Source organism: Cellulomonas hominis, from assembly GCF_005239125.1.
GTDB classification, from domain to species: Bacteria; Actinomycetota; Actinomycetes; order Actinomycetales; family Cellulomonadaceae; genus Cellulomonas; species Cellulomonas hominis_A.
In genome coordinates this window covers 1-16,531 of record NZ_SZYE01000080.1, presented here as the reverse complement: position 1 = coordinate 16,531, position 16,531 = coordinate 1, and the positions used below count along the sequence as shown (strand labels likewise).

At 75.4% G+C, this 16,531-nt stretch carries 18 protein-coding genes; 12 read left to right on the top strand and 6 right to left on the bottom strand.

Translation table 11 applies throughout. The features are described from left to right. Nucleotides 1-20 precede the first annotated feature (20 nt). The 3 genes from FA014_RS11045 to FA014_RS11035 all read left to right on the top strand — a co-directional run bounded on the left by FA014_RS11045 (nt 21) and on the right by FA014_RS11035 (nt 3,995). Complete coding sequence (locus FA014_RS11045) at nt 21-683, top strand: response regulator (RefSeq protein WP_154729737.1); 663 nt, start codon at nt 21-23, stop codon at nt 681-683. A 70-nt stretch (nt 684-753) separates the two neighbouring features. After that, the gene (locus tag FA014_RS11040) at nt 754-1,401 is read left to right on the top strand and encodes a TetR/AcrR family transcriptional regulator (RefSeq protein WP_154729736.1); all 648 of its coding nucleotides are present in this window, start codon (nt 754-756) and stop codon (nt 1,399-1,401) included. Between the two features lie 38 nt (nt 1,402-1,439). Further along, nucleotides 1,440-3,995 (top strand): MMPL family transporter, encoded by a 2,556-nt coding sequence (locus FA014_RS11035; protein ID WP_154729735.1) that lies wholly within the window; start codon nt 1,440-1,442, stop codon nt 3,993-3,995. A gap of 90 nt (nt 3,996-4,085) precedes the next feature. Here the strand turns inward: FA014_RS11035 and FA014_RS11030 are convergent, their stop codons facing one another. The 6 genes from FA014_RS11030 to FA014_RS11005 form a co-directional block, all read right to left on the bottom strand. Continuing rightward, nucleotides 4,086-4,970 carry a chloride channel protein gene (locus tag FA014_RS11030; RefSeq protein ID WP_154729734.1) on the bottom strand — a complete coding sequence of 295 codons (885 nt, stop codon included), beginning with the start codon at nt 4,968-4,970 and terminating at the stop codon, nt 4,086-4,088. Continuing rightward, complete coding sequence (locus FA014_RS11025) at nt 4,970-5,356, bottom strand: hypothetical protein (RefSeq protein ID WP_154729733.1); 387 nt, start codon at nt 5,354-5,356, stop codon at nt 4,970-4,972. The genes FA014_RS11030 and FA014_RS11025 overlap by 1 nt, the downstream gene beginning before the upstream one ends. A 145-nt stretch (nt 5,357-5,501) precedes the next feature. Further along, on the bottom strand, nt 5,502-7,382 hold the full coding sequence (locus FA014_RS11020) for a glycoside hydrolase family 127 protein (protein ID WP_154729732.1): 1,881 nt from the start codon (nt 7,380-7,382) through the stop codon (nt 5,502-5,504). Between the two features lie 26 nt (nt 7,383-7,408). Then, nucleotides 7,409-8,224 (bottom strand): carbohydrate ABC transporter permease, encoded by an 816-nt coding sequence (locus FA014_RS11015; protein ID WP_154729731.1) that lies wholly within the window; start codon nt 8,222-8,224, stop codon nt 7,409-7,411. Beyond that, nucleotides 8,221-9,162 carry a carbohydrate ABC transporter permease gene (locus FA014_RS11010; protein ID WP_154729730.1) on the bottom strand — a complete coding sequence of 314 codons (942 nt, stop codon included), beginning with the start codon at nt 9,160-9,162 and terminating at the stop codon, nt 8,221-8,223. Before FA014_RS11010 ends, FA014_RS11015 begins: the two co-directional genes overlap by 4 nt. Before the next feature lie 10 nt (nt 9,163-9,172). Next, complete coding sequence (locus FA014_RS11005; RefSeq protein ID WP_154729729.1) at nt 9,173-10,438, bottom strand: sugar ABC transporter substrate-binding protein; 1,266 nt, start codon at nt 10,436-10,438, stop codon at nt 9,173-9,175. A gap of 196 nt (nt 10,439-10,634) precedes the next feature. Between FA014_RS11005 and FA014_RS11000 the strand changes: the two genes are divergently transcribed. The 9 genes from FA014_RS11000 to FA014_RS10960 all read left to right on the top strand — a co-directional run. Then, nucleotides 10,635-11,645: a LacI family DNA-binding transcriptional regulator gene (locus FA014_RS11000; RefSeq protein WP_154729728.1), complete on the top strand. Its 1,011-nt coding sequence runs from the start codon at nt 10,635-10,637 to the stop codon at nt 11,643-11,645. 106 nt (nt 11,646-11,751) lie between these two features. Beyond that, nucleotides 11,752-13,182 carry a PTS ascorbate transporter subunit IIC gene (locus tag FA014_RS10995; protein ID WP_154729727.1) on the top strand — a complete coding sequence of 477 codons (1,431 nt, stop codon included), beginning with the start codon at nt 11,752-11,754 and terminating at the stop codon, nt 13,180-13,182. Nucleotides 13,183-13,225: 43 nt separating this feature from the next. Beyond that, nucleotides 13,226-13,528 carry a PTS sugar transporter subunit IIB gene (locus tag FA014_RS10990; protein ID WP_154729726.1) on the top strand — a complete coding sequence of 101 codons (303 nt, stop codon included), beginning with the start codon at nt 13,226-13,228 and terminating at the stop codon, nt 13,526-13,528. Next, on the top strand, nt 13,525-13,962 hold the full coding sequence (locus FA014_RS10985) for a PTS sugar transporter subunit IIA (protein ID WP_154729725.1): 438 nt from the start codon (nt 13,525-13,527) through the stop codon (nt 13,960-13,962). The genes FA014_RS10990 and FA014_RS10985 overlap by 4 nt, the downstream gene beginning before the upstream one ends. After that, nucleotides 13,959-14,675, top strand: coding sequence for a sugar isomerase domain-containing protein (locus tag FA014_RS10980; protein ID WP_154729724.1), 717 nt, complete (start codon nt 13,959-13,961; stop codon nt 14,673-14,675). The genes FA014_RS10985 and FA014_RS10980 overlap by 4 nt, the downstream gene beginning before the upstream one ends. Nucleotides 14,676-14,795: 120 nt before the next feature. Continuing rightward, entirely contained in the window at nt 14,796-15,530 is a 735-nt protein-coding gene (locus tag FA014_RS10975; RefSeq protein WP_230323067.1) for a GntR family transcriptional regulator, read from the top strand. 164 nt (nt 15,531-15,694) lie between these two features. Continuing rightward, nucleotides 15,695-15,952 (top strand): hypothetical protein, encoded by a 258-nt coding sequence (locus tag FA014_RS10970; RefSeq protein WP_230323066.1) that lies wholly within the window; start codon nt 15,695-15,697, stop codon nt 15,950-15,952. Further along, a complete protein-coding gene (locus tag FA014_RS10965) occupies nt 15,952-16,260 on the top strand; it encodes a cation:proton antiporter (RefSeq protein ID WP_154729722.1) in 309 nt (102 codons plus the stop codon). Before FA014_RS10970 ends, FA014_RS10965 begins: the two co-directional genes overlap by 1 nt. Continuing rightward, a partial coding sequence (locus FA014_RS10960) for a hydrogenase subunit MbhD domain-containing protein (RefSeq protein ID WP_154729721.1) occupies nt 16,257-16,531 on the top strand: 275 nt, incomplete at its 3' end. The genes FA014_RS10965 and FA014_RS10960, both read left to right, overlap by 4 nt.

Below are 16,531 nucleotides of genomic sequence, written 5' to 3'. Positions count from 1 at the left end.
CCGCACGCGGAGGGGGACGCATGACCACGGTGCTGCTGGCGGACGACCACGCACTGGTCCGCATGGGCTTCCGCCTGCTGCTGGAGAGCGCCGGCGACCTGGAGGTCGTCGGCGAGGCGGGCGACGGCGCGGCCGCGGTGGCGAACGCCCGAGCGCTGCGCCCGGACGTCGTGCTGATGGACGTGCGGATGCCCGGCACCGACGGCATCGAGGCGACCCGGCAGATCGTCGCGGAGGGCCTGGGGGCGGTGCTCGCCCTTACCACGTTCGACCTCGACGAGTACCTGTTCGGCGTGCTGCGCGCGGGGGCCGTCGGGTTCCTGCTGAAGTCGGTCGGGGCGGGCGAGCTGGTGGACGCGGTGCGGCGGGTGGCGGCGGGCGACGGGGTGCTCGCGCCCGAGGTCACCCGGCGGGTGCTGGCGGCGTCGGTGTCCGCGCCGGGCGCCGGCCACGGCGCCGGCGACGCCCCCGCGGACCCGCCGCCCGGCCTCGACCTGCTCACCGCCCGCGAGCGCGAGGTCCTGGCGCTGCTCGCGCGGGGCCGGTCGAACCAGCAGGTCGCCGCGGCGCTGACCGTCTCCGAGACCACGGCGAAGACCCACGTGAGCCGGGTGCTGGCCAAGCTCGGGTGCCGGACCCGGCTGGAGGCCGCCGCGCTGGCGCACCGTGCGGGCGTGACCTGAGCCACACCGCCCCGGTTTGCACCCCGTGCACGGTTGCACGGAGTGCACCCACGTGCCTACGGTCCTCGGCGTGACGACGGAGACGGCCGGGCCCGACCGGCGGGCAGCGCTCAAGGCGCGGTCCCGTCGCGCCATCCTGGACGCCGCGGACGCGCTGCTCGCCGAGCGCGGCGGGCCCCAGTTCGGCGTCGACGAGCTCGCCGAGCGCGCGGACGTCTCCCGCCGGACGGTGTTCAACCACTTCGGGTCCCTGGACGACGTCGTGCTGAGCGTCTGCACCGAGCGGCTGGGCCGGGTCATCGACGAGGTGCGCGCCGCCGCGACCGCCACCCCGGTCGGCGACGGCAGCCGGTCGTCGATGTTCGACGAGCTCGCGCAGACCCTGCGCGGCGCCGACCTGCCGCCCGCCATCACCTACCTCGCGGGCGCCCTCGGCCCGCTGGCCGAGGGCAACGACCCCCGCGCCCAGGCGCTCGGCGGGGAGGCCTTCTCCCGCGTCGCCGACCACCTCGCCACCGAGCTGGTGCGGCGGTACCCCGGAGCCGACCTGCTGGACGTCCAGCTCCTCGCCTCCTCCCTGGTGCACGGCGTCGCCGTGATCGCCCTGCACTGGCTCACCACCACGGACCCCGCCGCGCCCGACGCCCGCGCGGCGTGGGACGCCCTCGTCGACCGGCTCATCCAGAGCGTCCGAGCCGGGTACATGCCGGAGCACTGACGCCCCGCACTCCCACCACCACCGAGAGAACAGGGACCATGGCAGGACTCCTCTACCGCATCGGGCGCTTCTCGGCCCGCCGCGCCTGGGCCGTCGTGACGGCCTGGGTCGTCGTGCTCGCCCTCGCCGTCGGCGCGTACTTCGCGTTCGGCGGCCAGCTCACCTCCGCCGTCACCATCCCCGGCACCGCCACCGAGCGCGTGACCGAGCAGCTGGCCGACGAGTTCCCCGCCGCGAGCGGCGGCAGCGGCACCGTGGTCTTCCACACCGCCGACGACTCCGCGTTCACCGACGCCCAGAAGACCGCGATCAGCGACGCGCTGGCCGGCCTGGCGGACGTCGACGGCGTCACCGGCGCCACCGACCCGTTCCAGACCACCGCGCAGCTCGAGGAGCAGCAGGCCCAGGTCACCGCCGGCCGGGACCAGATCGAGCAGGGCCGGGCCCAGCTCGAGGCCGGGCAGGCCCAGCTCGACGCCGGCCAGCAGCAGATCGACGCCGCGCAGGCCGCGCTCGACGCGCAGCGCGCGCAGGCGGAGGCCGCGGGCGCGCTCGCCGCGGTGCAGGGCCAGCTCGACGCCGGCCAGGCGCAGATCGACGCGCAGCAGGCGCAGCTCGACGCGCAGGCGCAGCAGGCCGCCGACGGTCTCGCGGAGCTGGAGGCGCAGAGCGCCCAGCTCGAGGACGGCGCCGACCTGCTGGAGCTGTCCTCCGGCATCCGCCTCGTCTCCGAGGACGGCACCGCCGCGGTCGGCACCATCGCCTTCGAGGACTCGCAGTTCGAGATCGCCCCGGAGACCAAGGAGGCCGTGGTCGACGCGCTGGAGGGCGCGGACCTGCAGGGCGTCGACGTCGAGCTGTCGTCCGACCTGACGCAGGAGATCCCGAGCGTGCTCGGCCCGGGCGAGGTCATCGGCGTGGTCGTCGCGGGCATCGTCCTGCTGGTCATGCTCGGCTCGCTCGTCGCCGCCGGGCTGCCGATCCTGTCGGCCCTGGTCGGCGTCGGCATCGGCGCGGTCGCGTCCCTCGCCCTGTCCGGCGCGGTCGAGATGCTGTCCGTGACCCCGGTGCTCGGCATCATGCTCGGGCTCGCGGTCGGCATCGACTACTCGCTGTTCATCCTCAACCGGCACCGCCGCCAGCTGCGCGACGGGGTCGAGCTCGAGGAGTCGATCGGCCTGGCCAACGGCACCGCGGGCAACGCCGTCGTGTTCGCCGGCACCACCGTCCTGGTCGCGCTGCTGGCGCTCAACGTCACCGGCATCCCGTTCCTGGGCCTGATGGGCACCGTCGGCGCCATCTGCATCCTGGTCGCGATCCTCATCGCGATCACGCTGACCCCGGCGCTGCTGTCCCGGATCGGCCTGCGGGTGCTGCCGAAGAAGCGGCGCGCGACGGTCGGGCACGAGGAGCCCGAGGCGGTCCCGACCACCCCGATGACGACGTCCCGCGCGGTGCTCACGCTGGTCGCCGGCGTGGCGGCGCTGCTGGTCGTCGCGATCCCGGCCCTGTCCATGCGGCTCGGCCTCCCGGACGGCTCGTCCGAGTCGCCCGACTCGACGCAGTACCGGGCGTACCAGATCACCGCCGACAAGTTCGGCGACGGCGTCAACGGCCCGCTGCTCGTGGTCGCCACCCTGCCCGACGCCGTGGCGGAGGACGAGCTGACGGGCGAGCAGGTCCGCGTGGGCCGGGAGCTCGCGGCGCACGACGACGTCGTGGCGGTCGCCCCGATCGGCGCCAACGAGGCCCGCACGGTGCTCGCGTTCCAGGTCGTCCCGACGGAGGGCCCGAACAGCGAGTCGACCGAGGCCCTGGTGCACGCGCTGCGCGACTCCTCCCCGATCGGGGGCGACGTGGAGCTCGGCGTGGCCGGCACCGCGAGCGCGAACATCGACGTCTCCGAGAAGCTGTCCGACGTGCTGCCGGGCTACCTGGCGATCGTCGTCGGCCTGTCGCTGATCATCCTGATCATCGTGTTCCGGTCGATCTTCGTGCCGGTCACGGCCACGCTCGGGTTCGTCATGTCGCTGTTCGCCGGGTTCGGCGGCGTGGTGGCGATCTACCAGTGGGGCTGGCTCGGCGGGATCTTCGGGGTGCACGACCCCAGCCCGGTGCTCAGCTTCCTGCCGATCATCGTCACCGGCGTGCTGTTCGGCCTGGCGATGGACTACCAGCTGTTCCTGGTGTCCGGGATGCGCGAGGCGTACGCCCACGGCGTCGACCCGCGGGTGGCGGTCCGGCGCGGCCTGCACGCCGGGCGGGTCGTGGTCACCGCGGCCGCGATCATCATGGCCTCGGTGTTCGCCGGGTTCATCTTCGCGGAGTCGGCGATCATCCGGCCGCTCGGGTTCGGGCTGGCGTTCGGCGTGCTGCTCGACGCGTTCGTGGTCCGCATGCTGCTCATCCCGGCCGTGATGCACCTGGCCGGGAAGTGGGCCTGGTGGATCCCGAGGTGGCTCGACCGGATCCTGCCGGACGTCGACGTGGAGGGCGCCTCGCTCGAGCGCAGCCACCCGCACCCGATGCACCGCACGTCGGCCGAGGCCGACCAGGGCACCCCGACGGAGGGCGAGCCGGCGCACCGCGCCTGACCCTCGGCCCGGCACGACCCTCGGGTGGAGCGTTCTGCCCGGCACGCCCGGCGTGTCGCGGCGGGACGCTCCACCCGTCTCCGCTCGAGGTCAGGCCGGGCGGGGCGGCGGGTCCAGGAGGCGGACCGTGAGGAGGGCCGCGGCCGCGGCGACCACCGCGGCCGGGGCCGTGTCCAGCCCCGCGCGCCCGACCAGCAGCGCCGCGAACATCACCGCGGACAGCAGCAGCCGGCTGGTCGCCGCCATCCCGGCCGCCGCGCCGACGGCCACCGCGAGCGTCGGGGACACGTCGAGCGCCGCCACGGCGACCGAGGCCAGCCCGACCCCCAGGAAGATCGCCGGGAAGATCGGCCCGCCGCGGAACCCGCCGCCCATGCTGATCGCGTAGGCGAGCCCCTTCGCCACCACCAGCACCAGCACGACGCCCACCTGCTCCTCGGCCACGAGCGCCGGGATCGACGACTGGCCGGAGAACAGCACGTCCCGCGGGTCGGCGCCGAGCGCCCCGGCCGCCAGCGCGAGCGCCCCCACGCCCAGCCCGGACCCGAGCAGCAGCGGGAGGCGGCCCAGGCGCGGCCCGGCCGCCCGCAGCGCCCGCGCGAGCCGCCGGACGCCGGTGATCACGACCGCCGCGACCACCCCGACGGCCAGCGCCAGGAGCAGCGACCCGGGCCGGACGCGGTCGTACTCCGGCAGGTCGGGCACGGCCAGCCCGGACACGGGCACGCCGGCCCAGTCGCCGAAGCCCGTGACCAGCACGTAGGCCACGGCGGCGGCGGCCAGCGGCGGCAGCAGCGCGGCCGCCGCGAGGGCACCGGCCCCCGCCTCGAGCAGCATGATCCCCGCGACCAGCGGCCCGCCGAACAGCGTCGAGATCGCGCCCGACGCCCCGGAGACCCCGAGCAGCCCGCGCGCGCGGCCGGTGACGCCGGTCCACGACGTCATCCACACGCCGACGATCCCGCCGAGCGTCATCAGGGGCGCCTCCGGCCCAGCACCACCCCGAACCCGAGGCCGGCCAGCGCGGCGAGCGCGACGCCCCCCGCGGCGACCGGCGGGAGCGGCGCCATGCTCAGGCCCTCGACCGGGTCGTGGCCGCCGTCGCCCGGCAGCCGGCGCGCGGCGGCGACCAGCAGCGCCGCGAGCACGGGCAGCCCGAGCACCAGGTACCAGGGCGGCTCGTCGGTGCCGAGCGCCGCGGGCAGCTCGGTCCACAGCAGGTCCTGGAGCACGTGCACCGCGCCGACGAACGCGAACGCCACCACCCCCGCCGGGAGCCCGACCAGGGCGCCCAGCAGCGTCAGCCGGGCCAGGTCCCGCGTCGGGACGGCCGCGACGTCGGTCGACCCGGTGGCGGACACGCGGCCGACGGTACCGACGGCCCTCGCGGCGGGCCCCACCCGCACGGGATGAGCCCGCGCGCGGCGACGCGGCCTACGGTGTCCGGCGCCGCCACCGCCGATCGGCGTGGGGCGCGCCGGAAGCCGTAGGCCGCGCGAGGCCGCGTCAGCCGACCGGCATCCAGACCCGCATCGTCGACGGGCCGCGGTTGCCCCACGCGTGGTACGGCACCAGCGGCACCGCGCGCGGCTGGTCCGCGCCCGCCTCCGCGGGACGGTCCGCGTACGGCCAGTCCCCCTCGGGGACCTCGACCGTGCGGGCGTGCACCGTCACCGCGCCGTCGCGCGCCTCGGGCGCGCGCCCGGTGTCGACCCGGGCCAGGCCGACGTCCGCGCCGAGGTCGACGGACTCGAGCGCGTAGACCAGCGGCCCCGCCTCGACGGCGACCTGGCCGCGGACGGCGTCGACCCGCGGGTCGGCGACGGTGAACCGCGGCGCGACCGGCAGGTCCAGCTCGACCCGGCCGCCGGCGGCGGGCCCGTCGACGGCCACGTACCCCGGCTCGGCCGGGTGGCCGTCGACCGTGGCGCCGGTGGCCCACGCCGGGACGCGGAGCGTCAGCGTCCACGCGGCCGGCGCCTCCTCGACGAGCACGACCACGCGCCCGTCGTGCGGGTAGCCGGTCTCGACCCGGAGCCGGACCGGCTCCCCGCCCACGGTGGCCGCGACGGTGCCGGGGGCGTACTGGTGCAGCTGCACCCCCGCGTCGTCGGTGCTCGCCACGTAGGCGCCGAGCGACGCGACGGTGCGGGTCACGTTCGTGGGGCAGCACGACACGTGGAACCAGGGTGCGCGCAGGCTGGACGCCGCGCGCGGGCTGGCCACGTCGGGGTCGGGGACCTCGCCGGGCACCCGCTGCTGGAGCGGGTTCGTGTAGAAGAACGCGGTGCCCTCGGCCGACGGCGACGCCGCCAGCACGTTGAACAGGGTCCGCTCCACGGCGTCGGCGTGCCGCGCGTCGCCGGACTGCAGCAGCAGCCGGTGGTTCGCGAGCACCGACGCGATGCCCGCGCAGGTCTCGGCGTACGCGCGGTCCGGGGGGAGCTCGAAGTCGAGCCCGAAGGACTCCCCCTCGTGGTGCGCGCCCATGCCGCCGGTCAGGTACGTCCGGCGGGCCAGCGCCGACCGGACCTGCCCGGTGACGGCGTCGAGGAGCGCGGCGTCACCGTCCTCGACGGCGACGTCCGCGGCCCCGGCCGCGAGGTACAGCGCCCGCACCGCGTGGCCGCGGAGCGTCGTCGCCGACCGGACGGGCTCGTCGTCCTGGAAGTAGGACCGGCCGAGCTCGATGTCGGCGAGCACCCCGTGCCCGCGCCGCTCGACGAACAGCCGCGCCTGGTCCAGGTACCGCTGCTCGCCGGTCAGCCGGTACAGCTCGACCAGCGCCGACTCGATCTCGGGGTGCCCGTCGACGCCCTGCCGCCCGTCCGGCCCGAACTCGGCGCACACGTGGTCGGCGGCGCGGACCGCGACCTGCACCAGCTCGTCGTCGCCGTGCGTGCGGGCCCGGGCGACGCCCGCCTGGATCAGGTGCCCGATGCAGTAGAGCTCGTGCCCCCACTCCGGGTCGGACCAGCGCGCGCCCTGCCCGGGCCGGCCGAACATGGTCGACATGTACCCGTCGGGCTCCTGGGCGGCGGCGACCCGGGACGCGAGCGCGCGCAGCCGCCGGTCGAGGTCGGCGTCGCCGGTGCGGCCGACCTCCCACGCCATGGCCTCGAGCAGCTTGTAGATCTCGGAGTCGGAGAACTCCCGGCCCCGGCGGCCCTCGGGCAGCGTGCCCGCGGCGGCGAGGTCGAAGTTCCCGGCCCAGCCCATCTGCTCCACCCAGCGCTCGGCGTGCGCGATCATCGCCGTCGCGTTCCGGTGCTGCAGCTCGCCCCAGAAGCCGCCGTCGAGGCGGACCTCGTCGATGCCGAGCGGCTGCCAGCGGGCGGACGAGGGGGCGTGCGGGCGGCCGTGCTGGGCGGCGCGGGTGTCGGTCATCGGGGCCTCCGAGGCGGTCCGGGCGGTCACTTCACCGCTCCGACGGTCAGGCCGTCGCGCAGCAGCCGGTAGGTGGAGCTGAACACGACGAGGATCGGGATCGAGGTGAGCACGGCCAGGGCCATGAGGCCGGGCCAGTTGATGCCGAAGGCGCTCACCTGCTGGGCGAGCAGGGCGGACAGCGGGTACTGCCCCGGCGTGAGGTAGAAGTTCACGGCGTACAGGAACTCGCCCCAGGCCAGCAGGAAGGTCAGGGTGCCGACGGTGGCGACGCCGTTGCGGGCGACCGGCAGCACGACCGACCAGAAGGTGCGGAGCATCCCCGCGCCGTCGATGGACGACGCCTCCTCGATCTGCGGCGGAACCGCCCGGAAGAACGGGCGCAGCAGCAGGGTGGCGAACGGGGTCAGCAGCGCGGCGTCGGCGAGCACCACGGCCATCGTGGTGTCGAGGAGCCGCCAGCCGGAGAACGCCTGGAACAGCGGGATCACGGTCGCCGTCTGCGGCATCATCTGCAGCACGATCAGCAGGCCGAGCGCCACGGTGGGCAGCCACCCGCGGGTCCGGGCCAGGCCGTACGCCGCGGGGATCGCGATCACCAGGACCAGCGCGGTGGTGCTCGTCGCGATGATCACGGACTGCAGCAGGGCGCGGGCCAGGTCGCCGCTCAGCGCCTCCACGTACGCGGTGGTCACCGGGCGGAACAGGAACGTGCGGCTCGGGTCGAAGACGTCGTCCGACGACTTCACCGAGGTGAGCAGGATCCACAGGATCGGCACCCCGTACATCAGGGTCAGCAGGGTCTTGGCGGCGACCGCCAGCGGACCGGCCTTGACGCTCATCCGTCGGCCTCCTCGCGCTTGATGCTCCGGGCGTAGACCACGGCGAGGACCAGCACCCCGACGACGGCGAGCGCGGAGGTGGCCGCGCCGAGGCCGTAGTCGTAGCGGACGAAGGCCTGCAGGTAGCCCAGGAACGGCAGGGTGTTGGTCGCGGTGCCCGGGCCGCCGTACGTCATCACGTAGATGAAGTCGAAGGACCGGAACCCGTAGACCAGGGTGAGGATCAGGAGCACCAGCGTGGTGGGGCGGACCGACGGGACCATGATGTGCCGGATCTGCTGCCACTTGCTGGCGCCGTCGAGCTGCGCCGCCTCGAACACCTCGGGGTCGATCGTCATGAGCGCCGCGCGGAACACGAGCGTGTTGAACGGGATGACCGCGAACGCGTTGACGAACGCGACCGAGAACAGCGCCCAGTGCTGGTCGTAGAGGAACGGCACGGGGGTGTCCCGCAGGCCGGTGCTCGTCAGCACGGTGTTGATGAGGCCGGCGTCGTTGAGCAGGAACTTCCAGACCGACCCGTTCACCACCGGCGGCAGGGCCCAGACGAACACCATGAGCGCGAGCAGCCAGGCGGACCACCGGCCCGTGGTGCGCAGGGCGACGGCGGCGCCGAACCCGACGAGCATGCCGAGGACGGTGACCACGACGACGAACACCAGCGTGCGGGTGATCGCGGGGCCGGTCTGCCCGGTCTCGAACCCCCGGCGCAGGTTGTCCAGGCCGGTGAACGCCCAGTCGGCGTTGAGGGTGCCGGCCGTGACCTGGCTGACCGCCATCCGCAGGAGCTGGACGAGCGGGTACAGGCTGAACAGGCCGAGGAACAGCGCGGCGGGCAGCAGGAACACGATCCGGCTGCCGCCCCGGCGGCGCGGGGCCGTCGGGGCGGGGCCGGTCCGTGCCCGCCGCGGGGGCGCGGTGGTGGCGGGTGCGGACACGGTGGCCTCGTCAGCCGATCAGGCCGCTGAGGGCGGAGACGGCCTGGTCGGCCGCGTCCTTCGGGGACTGCTGGCCGCCGATCACGGCCGACCACGCCTGGCCGACGGTGAGCTGGACGTCCGCGACCGCGGCCGGCGGGATCGACGCGGCCGGGTAGCTGGCGCCGAAGTCCGCGATGGTGCGGGCGAACGGGTCGAGCAGGTCGTTGCCGGTGACGACGTCCGCCTGGGCGGTGTCGGCGCGCGACGGGATGGAGCCGACGAGGTCGGGCGCGAGCTCCTGGCCCTCGACGTCGAGGTAGGTGCTCTGCAGGTACTCCCACGCGAGCTCCGGGTCGTCGGCGTGCGCGCCGATGCCCTCGCCCTCGCCGCCCAGGTAGACCTGGCCGGTGTCGCCGAGCGGCAGCGGCACGACGCCGTACGCGAAGTCCGCGTCCGACTCGGCGGTGCCGATCTGCCAGTTGCCGTTCTGGGCGAACGCCGTCTTGCCGGCGGCGAACTGCTGGAACGGGACCGTCTGGTCCCAGGTGACGGCCTCCTGCGTGAGCCAGCCGTTGTCGACCCAGCCGCGCACGCGCTCGAAGCCGGACGCGAGCGCGTCGGCGTCGAGGTTCTCGTAGTCGAAGCCCGCGTCGCTGATCCAGGGGTACGCCTGCCACTCGCCCTGCGACTGCGGGAGGCCGGACAGCGTGATGCCGCCGTAGCCGGCGTCCTTCGCGGCCGCCATCGCGGCCTCGAGCTCGTCCATCGTGGTGGGCGGCTCGACGCCGATCTCGTCGAGGATGTCCTGGTTGTACCAGAGGCCCAGGAGGTTCACGTAGCCCTGCACGGCGTACAGCTGGTCGTCGACGCTGTGCAGCACGGAGTCGGGGAACTGGTCCGCGTCGGCGAAGTCGGCCCACTGCTCGTCCAGGGGCGCGAGCACGCCGCCGAGCGCGAGGGTGGCGGCGTCGGCGCCGTTGAACACCACGACGTCCGGGCCGGTGCCCGCGCCCGCGGCGGAGACCAGCTTGGAGTTCATCTGGTCGTACGGGACGTACACGTTCTCGACCGTGGCGTCGTTCTCGGACTCGAACTTGTCCTTGTAGGCGTCCATCAGCGCGACCTGGTTGGGGTCGGAGAAGTAGTGCCAGACGGTGACGACGCCGTCGCCCCCGCCCTCCCCGCCGGAGGTGGAGCCACCGCCGCCCCCGGCGCTGGTGCCGCCGGAGCAGGCGGCGAGCCCGAGCGCGCCGACGGCGGCCAGGGCGATGAGGGAGGTGCGTCGTGCGTTCATGCGGACCGGTCTCCTCGTCGAGTGCGGCCGATGGCGGGCCTCGGTGCCGGCCATCGCTGGTGCCCCGTCCCGGGACGAAAACTCCCGAAATGGTTTTCGGCGACGCTAGCACCGGGATTCGCGCCGCGTCAACGGGGTGCCCCCGCGTCACCTTTTCGTCGTACGCTGCCCACCGAGCACCACGACAGGGGGACCCATGACCACCGACGCACCCGGCCGCCGGCAGGCCACGCTGCGCGACGTCGCGCAGCTCGCCGGCGTCTCCGTCGCGACCGCGTCCAAGGCGATCAACGGCAAGGCCGAGGTGAGCCCGGACACCCGCCGGCGGGTCCTCGAGGTCGCCGAGCGGCTCTCGTTCACGCCCAACGCGCTGGCGCGGGCGATGCTCGACGGCCACACCGGCACCGTCGGCCTGCTCACCCACGACCTCGAGGGCCGGTTCTCGCTCCCGATCCTCATGGGCGCCGAGGACGCGTTCGGGGCCGGGCGGTCCAGCGTCCTGCTGTGCGACTCCCGCGGCGACGCGATCCGCGAGCAGCACCACCTGTCCACCCTGCTCGGCCGCCGGGTCGACGGGCTCATCGTCGTGGGGTCGCAGACCGACGCCCGCCCGCCGCTCGGCCGGGACCTGCCCGTCCCGGTCGTCTACACCTACGCCCCCTCCACCGACCCGGCCGACGCCTCGGTGGTCCCGGACAACGTGACCGCGGGCCGGATCGCCGTCGAGCACCTGCTCGCGACGGGCCGGCGGCGCATCGCGCACGTGTCCGGCGACGTCACCTACGCCGCCGCGACCGACCGCGCCGCGGGGGCCGACGCCGCGCTCGCCGAGCACGGCCTGGAGCGGGTGGGCCCGGTGCGGTACGGCTCGTGGTCCGAGGCGTGGGGCCGGTCCTCGGTCGCGGCGCTGCTGGAGCAGGACGTCGACGCGGTGGTCTGCGGCAGCGACCAGATCGCGCGCGGCGTGCTGGACGCGCTGCACGACCGCGGTGTGCGGGTGCCCGACGACGTGGCCGTGATCGGGTTCGACAACTGGGAGCCCATGATCGCCGGGTGCCGCCCCGCGCTGACGAGCATCGACATGAACTTCCAGCTCATGGGCCGCCGCGCGGCCGAGCGGCTGTTCGCGTCGCTCGAGGGCCGCGACCCCGGCGGGGTCGAGATGGTGGCGCCGCGGGTGATCGTGCGGGAGTCCACGGGCGGCTGACGGCCGGCCGGCCGGGCTGCGACGGTCGCCGCCACCCCCTTGTCGCGCCCGCGCCGCCGCCGGTATGGTCCGGTCTATACCGGTCCACCCCGCGAAGGGACGAGCAATGGTGCAGGACATCCTCGAAGGCCTGGCCGACAACCTGCTGAGCCAGGTGCCGATCCTCATCGGCCTGATCGCGCTCGTCGGCCTGCTGCTCCAGCGCAAGCCCGCCGAGGACGTCATCGGCGGCACGCTCCGCGCGGCCATCGGCGTCGTCATCATGACCATCGGCATCGACGTGTTCGTCGGCGGCCTGTCGAGCTTCCAGGCGGTGGTGTCCAGCGCCGTCGGCGTCGAGCCGCCCGCCGCGACCACCACGCTCGACGACTTCCTGGCCGGCCCGGGCGCCGCGGCCCCGCTGATCATCGCCGGCGGCTTCGTGCTGCACCTGCTGCTGGTGCGGGTCTTCCGGTCCGCGCGGTACGTCTACCTCACCGGGCACCTCATGCTCTGGATGAGCATCGTGATCGCCGCCTGCTTCGTCGAGGCGTTCGGGGAGCTGGACCGGTGGACGCTCGTCGGCGCCGGCTCCGTGGTCCTCGCCTGCTACTTCACGCTCCAGCCGCTGTGGATCGCCCCGCTCATGCGCCGGGTGATGGGCCACGACCAGTTCGGGCTCGCGCACACCACCTCCACGCTGGCGCTCGCGACCGGCTACGGCGCGAAGGCGCTGCGGCTGGGCGACCCGGTCACGCACGACACCGAGAAGCTGCGGATGCCCCGCGGCGTCGCGTTCCTCAAGGACATGAACGTCGCCACCGCGCTCGTCGTCGGCGTGATCATGCTGATCGCGCTCGCGTTCGCCGACCCGGAGACGGTCGCCGCGGTGGCCGGCGAGGACCTCGCGCCGTTCGCCTGGGGGATCATGCAGGCGCTGCGGTTCGCGGGCGGCATCGCGATCCTGCTGTTCGGCGTCCGGATGTTCCTCGCCGAGATCGTCCCGTCGTTCAAGGGCATCTCCGACCGGCTGCTGCCCGGCTCGCGCCCCGCGCTGGACATCCCGGTGATCTTCCCGAAGGCGACCACGGCCGTCATGGTCGGGTTCCTGACCTCGACCGCCACGTTCCTGGTCCTGCTCGGCGTGTTCGCCGCCGCGGGCTGGTTCGTCCTCGTCCCGCCGATGATCATGCTGTTCTTCGGCGGCGGCGCCGGCGGCGTGTTCGGCAACGCGGTCGCCGGGTGGCGCGGCGCGGTGTTCGGCGGCGTGCTGAACGGCGTCGTCCTCGCGGTCGGGCAGTGGGTGTTCTGGGGCGTGTTCTCCGGCACCGCGCCCGAGCTCGCGACCCTCGCCGACCCGGACTGGTACGTCGTCTCCGCCGTCCTGGTGGCGGCCGGCGGGGTGCTGGAGCCGCTGGGCACGGCCGCGGTCTGGGTGATCGCCGGCGTCGTGCTCGCCGCCTCCGTCGTGGTGCTGGCCGTCCTCGGCCGGCGCGCCGCCCGGGCCGAGCGGCTCGCCGCCGCGAACCCCGCCGCCGACGACCTGGTCCGTCCCTGACCCGGGGCCCGCACCCCGCCACCCCCGAACCGAGGAGCACCCGATGCCCGACCGTCCCGTCCCCCTGACCGTGCTGGCCGTCTGCGGCCTCGGCATGGGCACCAGCCTCATCCTGCGCATGACCTGCGAGACCGTGCTGCAGCGCCTCGGCGTCGAGGCGCGGGTCGACAACACCGACCTGTCCACCGCCAAGAGCCAGTCCCCCGACGTCCTGGTCGGCCAGGGCATGCACATGGACGACCTGGCCGGCGTCGCCACCGTGAACGTCGTGGTGGACGACTTCGTCGACGACCAGGCGCTCGAGGCGCGGCTGCGCCCGGCGCTGGAGGAGGCGGGGTGGCTGTGACCGCCGCACCGACCCGCGCCCGGCACGTGCCCGAGGCCGCCGACTGGGCCGCGGCCGTCCGGCTGGCGGGGGACCTGCTGGTCGACCTCGGCGTCGCCGGGCCCGAGTACGGCGAGGCCTGCGTCGCGTCGGTCCGCGAGCGCGGCCCGTACATCGTGCTCGCACCGGGCCTGGCGCTCGCGCACGCCCGCCCCGAGGAGGGCGCCACCGGCACCGGCGTCGTGCTGGTCCGGCTCGGCGAGCCCGTCGTGTTCGGGCACCCCGCGAACGACCCGGTCGACCTGGTGCTGGCGTTCGCGACCGCCGACGCCGAGGCGCACCTCGACGTGCTGCGTGCGCTCGCCACGGCGCTCGGCGCCGGCCTCGCGGCGGACCTGCGGGCCGCCCCCGCGGACGCGCTCGCGGACCTGCTGGCCGGGGCGGTGACCCGGTGACCGACGCCGTCGCCGAGTACGCGGCCCGGGTCGACGCGCACCTGCGCGGGGTCGCCACCGCCAACGCGGACGCGGTCCGCGCGGCCGCCGCCGTCGTCGTCGAGGTCGCCCGCGCGGGCCGGGTGCTGCACACCGCCGGCGCCGGGCACTCGCTCGCCGGCGTCCTCGAGACGTTCTTCCGCGCCGGCGGGCTGCCGTTCGTGAACCCGCTGTGGCACCCCGAGGTGCTGCCGCTCAACGGCGCGGCGGCGTCCACCGACGCGGAGCGCCGGCCGGGCCTCGGCACCCGGGTCGCCGCCGAGGCGGGGATCCGCGCGGGCGACGCCCTCGTGGTGTTCTCCAGCTCCGGCATCAACCCCTACCCCGTCGAGATCGCCGAGGCCGCCCGCGCGGCCGGGGCGCGCGTCGTCGCCGTTACCTCCCGCGCCGCGTCCGCCGCCGCGCCGCTGCGCGCGGGCCACCGGCTCGCGGACCTCGCGGACGTGGTGCTCGACACCGACGCGCCCCCCGGGGACGTCGCCTGGCCGCCGGACGACCCGCGCACCGCACCCCTGTCCTCGCTCGCGAACGGGCTGTGCTGGAACCTCGTGCTCGTCGCCGCGCTCGACGCCGAGCCGGACCTGCCCACCTGGCGCAGCGCGAACACCGGCGCGCCCGCGGACCACAACGCCCGGCTCCAGGAGCGGTACCGCGCCCGCGTACCCGCGATCTGACCCCGCGCCCCCGCGTGGCCGACGCCGGGGGCGGTCCGCGGGAACGGCCCCGGACGCCCCCGCACGACCTGCACAATGGGCTCGGCGGGAGCAGCCGCCGGCCGCACCGGAAGGACAGCCGTGACCCCTCTGACCCGCGAGGTCGTCGGCACACCGCCGCCGTCGGTGCCGAAGTACGCGTGGCTCAAGCGGGTGCTGGTCGACCACATCGACCGCGACCTCGCGCCCGGCGACCCGGTGCCGTCGGAGCGGGAGCTCGCCGACGGGCTCGACGTGTCGCGGATGACCGCGCGCCGGGCGCTGTCCGAGCTGGTCGACGAGGGCCGGATCCGCCGGGTGCCGGGCCGCGGGTCGTTCGTGAACGAGCCGACCATCCGGCTGCCGATCCAGCTCACCTCGTTCACCCACGACATGCAGCAGCGCGGCTACACCTCCGGGGCGCGCACGCTCGAGGGCGGGCTCCTCGCCGCGGACGACTGGCTGAGCAGCGTGCTCGACGTCCCGCGCGGCCACCCGGTGCTGCGGATCGTCCGGCTGCGCACCGCCGACGGGCAGCCCGTGGCGCTCGAGCGCGTGCACCTGAACGCCGACGCGGTGCCGGGCCTCGCCGACGTCGACCTCGCCGACCGCTCGCTCTACGGGGTGCTCGCGGACCGGTACAGCATCGTGTTCGACGGCGGGCGGCAGATCATCACCGCGCGCCTCGTCGACCCCGGCGACGCGGTGCACCTCGACCTGCCGGAGGGGTCGCCCGTCCTGCACCTCGTGCGGACGTCGACCTGGCGCGGCCGGCTGCTGGAGTACACGGTGTCGGCGTACCGCGGGGACCGGTACGAGCTGAGCAGCGCCCTGTAGCGGCGCGCCCCGCGGGGCCGCCTGGGTGGTGGCGGCGGCCGGGTGCGTAGGTGGTGCTCCACCGGCGGTGAGCAGTGCGCTGCCACCTACGGTGTCGGGACCCCGGAGACGCCGCGCCACCGCGGCCCGTCGCAGCCGACCTCCGCCGACCCGAAGGGCTGACGGTGACGACCTTCCTGCTGGCAGCCACGGCGATCCTCGTCCTCAACGTGGTCGTGGGCGCGGCGCGCGTGCTGCGCGGCCCGACGACCCGCGACCGCACCTGCGCCCTGCTGCTGATCTCGACCACCGGCACCGCCGCGCTGGTCGTCCTCGCGCACGCCGCCGACGTGCCCGCGCTGCGCGACGCCGCGCTCGCGCTCGTGGCGCTGGCCGCGGTGGTGGTCGTCGTCCGGGTCGCAGCCGAGCGGGGGCGGTCGTGATGGTCGCCGACCTCCTGACGGTCGTGCTCGTCACCGCCGGGTGCCTGTTCGTCACCGCCGGCACCGTGGGCCTGCTCCGGTTCCCCGACCTGCAGCAGCGGCTGCACGCGCTGACCAAGGCGGACACCCTCGGCCTCGGGCTGGTCGTGCTCGGGCTGGTGGTGCAGGGGCCCGGGCCGGCGGTCGCGGTCAAGCTCGGCCTGCTCTGGTCGCTCGCCATGCTGGCGTCGGCGACCAACGGCGCCCTGCTCGCCCAGGGCGCGGGCGGGGTCCCGGCGCCGGGCCCCGCGGACGGGCCGGGCACGTGACGGCGCTCCTGGACGTGCTGCTCGCCGCCGCGGTGCTCCTCGCCGCCGTCGCGACGCTGCTCGCGCCCCGGGCGACCGCCGGGACGCTGCTGTTCCTCGTGCTGGGGCTGCTGCTGGTCCTGGTGTGGGGCCGGCTCGGCGCGCCGGACGTCGCGCTCGCCGAGGCCGCCATCGCCTCGGGCGTGACCGGCGCGCTGCTGGTGTCGGCGGTGACCGGCCGACGGCGGCCCGGCCCGCCGGGGCGCCGGTGGGCGGCGCCGTCGGCCCTGGT

What these genes read in the sequence shown, in the direction of transcription:
- FA014_RS11045 (WP_154729737.1), top strand. Translation starts at nt 21, where the DNA reads ATGACCACGGTGCTGCTGGCGGACGACCACGCACTGGTCCGCATGGGC.
- FA014_RS11015 (WP_154729731.1), bottom strand. Translation starts at nt 8,224, where the DNA reads ATGAGCGTCAAGGCCGGTCCGCTGGCGGTCGCCGCCAAGACCCTGCTG.
- FA014_RS10990 (WP_154729726.1), top strand. Translation starts at nt 13,226, where the DNA reads ATGCCCGACCGTCCCGTCCCCCTGACCGTGCTGGCCGTCTGCGGCCTC.
- FA014_RS11020 (WP_154729732.1), bottom strand. Translation starts at nt 7,382, where the DNA reads ATGACCGACACCCGCGCCGCCCAGCACGGCCGCCCGCACGCCCCCTCG.
- FA014_RS11035 (WP_154729735.1), top strand. Translation starts at nt 1,440, where the DNA reads ATGGCAGGACTCCTCTACCGCATCGGGCGCTTCTCGGCCCGCCGCGCC.
- FA014_RS11005 (WP_154729729.1), bottom strand. Translation starts at nt 10,438, where the DNA reads ATGAACGCACGACGCACCTCCCTCATCGCCCTGGCCGCCGTCGGCGCG.
- FA014_RS10995 (WP_154729727.1), top strand. Translation starts at nt 11,752, where the DNA reads ATGGTGCAGGACATCCTCGAAGGCCTGGCCGACAACCTGCTGAGCCAG.
- FA014_RS10965 (WP_154729722.1), top strand. Translation starts at nt 15,952, where the DNA reads ATGGTCGCCGACCTCCTGACGGTCGTGCTCGTCACCGCCGGGTGCCTG.
- FA014_RS11000 (WP_154729728.1), top strand. Translation starts at nt 10,635, where the DNA reads ATGACCACCGACGCACCCGGCCGCCGGCAGGCCACGCTGCGCGACGTC.
- FA014_RS11030 (WP_154729734.1), bottom strand. Translation starts at nt 4,970, where the DNA reads ATGACGCTCGGCGGGATCGTCGGCGTGTGGATGACGTCGTGGACCGGC.